This window comes from Ideonella sp. P3_A4 (assembly GCF_056403075.1).
The window spans coordinates 1-1432 of record NZ_JBFUGE010001035.1 but is presented as its reverse complement, the minus strand read 5'-3'; the positions used below and the strand labels follow the sequence as shown (position 1 = coordinate 1432).

General features: G+C 60.3%; 2 protein-coding genes. Both read left to right on the top strand.

Going from position 1 to position 1432, the window contains the following annotated elements; translation table 11 throughout:
• The first annotated feature begins 606 nt into the window (after positions 1-606).
• Positions 607-915, top strand: a complete 309-nt coding sequence (locus tag AC1DYI_RS35585) for a hypothetical protein (protein WP_477208808.1) — start codon at positions 607-609, stop codon at positions 913-915.
• A gap of 120 nt (positions 916-1035) precedes the next feature.
• Positions 1036-1428, top strand: coding sequence for a VOC family protein (locus AC1DYI_RS35580; protein WP_477208807.1), 393 nt, complete (start codon positions 1036-1038; stop codon positions 1426-1428).
• The last annotated feature ends 4 nt before the right edge of the window (positions 1429-1432 follow it).

Below are 1432 nucleotides of genomic sequence, written 5' to 3'. Positions count from 1 at the left end.
CCCGTGTTGAAGGCTTGAGTCACTTGGAGCGTCATCCGCCAATGCCTGCCGCTAATGGCTTCGGTTTCGATGCCCAGTGCTCTTGTGAGAGGCGTGCCCGCTCCGGCGTCTGCTTTGGCTGTCCGTCCTCCGGCGGCCAGCGCACGGATAGTGACTGCTCCAGCCGTCTTCTTGCTGGCTTGGTCACATGTTGGCCACCACTTTCGCCTGCCATTCGAGCAAAAGCATCCCCGCCGGTAGTTCCAGGCATGGGTAGCTCTTTGGCAACCGTGCCTGCAGTCCCCCATCTCTGCCACGGGAAGCTTGCAGCGCCCAGTCACGCATCACCGGCCGAGTTCACAGGGCATGGCCTAACTGAAACAGCCACAACCCCAGTRCGGCATAGCCGCGCTCCGGTCACCCRCGCGGCTGCTTCAMGGCCTTYGCACCCATCRGCCTGGGGGTGGCGGGCAGCAGTAGGTGCYTCACCGGCGCCTAACCACTCAGTCAAGGGGACGTCTTGCGCGTACGCGCAAGCCGCCCCTTACCTCGAACGTTAAGCCCCACTCATAGGCCATCGGACGGCACACCGCTCGACTCGAACTCCCAGTCGCCAAGGACAACGACATGACGGCTCTACTCCCAATTGCAACTGGATTCGGCGTGTTTGCGGTCTTCCTAGCCCAAGTTGTCGCGCTGACAAATCCCCCTTTCAACAAGGTCGCGCTGGCTCTACGAGTTGGCACCTTCGTTCTTTGGTTCTCGTTGTTGCTAGCGGCGAATCTCACGCTGCTTGAATCAACCAGTTGCTACACGGGTTGCCTCTTAGGAATGAACCCACAGAACATCCTGTTGGAAACAGCCATCAACGTTGCCAACGTCTGCGTGGCGTGGTTCACCTTCAGGGGAGTGCCCAGGCTGGCGGTAAGTCGATAGAGATCGTCATGAATCCAAGTCTCCAGCTCGGTTCCTCACGAGGGCCTAACCCCTCCGTCAAGGGGACGTCCCGCCAGCGGGCCGCCCCTTACGTCGAACGTTAAGCGTCCTAGTCACTCCATGCCCGAATACACCGTCGCCGCCGTCATGGTCCATGTAGGAAACGTCCCCGAAGCCTTCGCTTGGTACGAGCGCGCGTTTCCTGACGCGGTCCGCAAACGCGTGCCCGATCCGGATTTCGAGTATCTCTGCCTTGGCTGCGTCAACCTCGAGCTTGTGCCGTCAGACGCCAAAGTATCTTCTGGTGCTTCCGGTTCTGTTGTCTACTGGCAAGTACCCAGTTTCGAGGCGTCGCTCAAACACTTCCAAGCCATCGGAGCACGCTTGTACCGCGGCCCAATGGTCATTGAGAACGGCCAATCCATGTGCCAAGTCCAAGACCCTTGGGGCAATTGCATAGGGCTTCGGGGCCCTTCCACCGAGGGCCTCGCGCGCCATGAAACGGCCGCCTAACCCC

Coding starts and splice junctions, on each gene's coding strand:
- AC1DYI_RS35585 (WP_477208808.1), top strand. CDS start 607: ATGACGGCTCTACTCCCAATTGCAACTGGATTCGGCGTGTTTGCGGTC.
- AC1DYI_RS35580 (WP_477208807.1), top strand. CDS start 1,036: ATGCCCGAATACACCGTCGCCGCCGTCATGGTCCATGTAGGAAACGTC.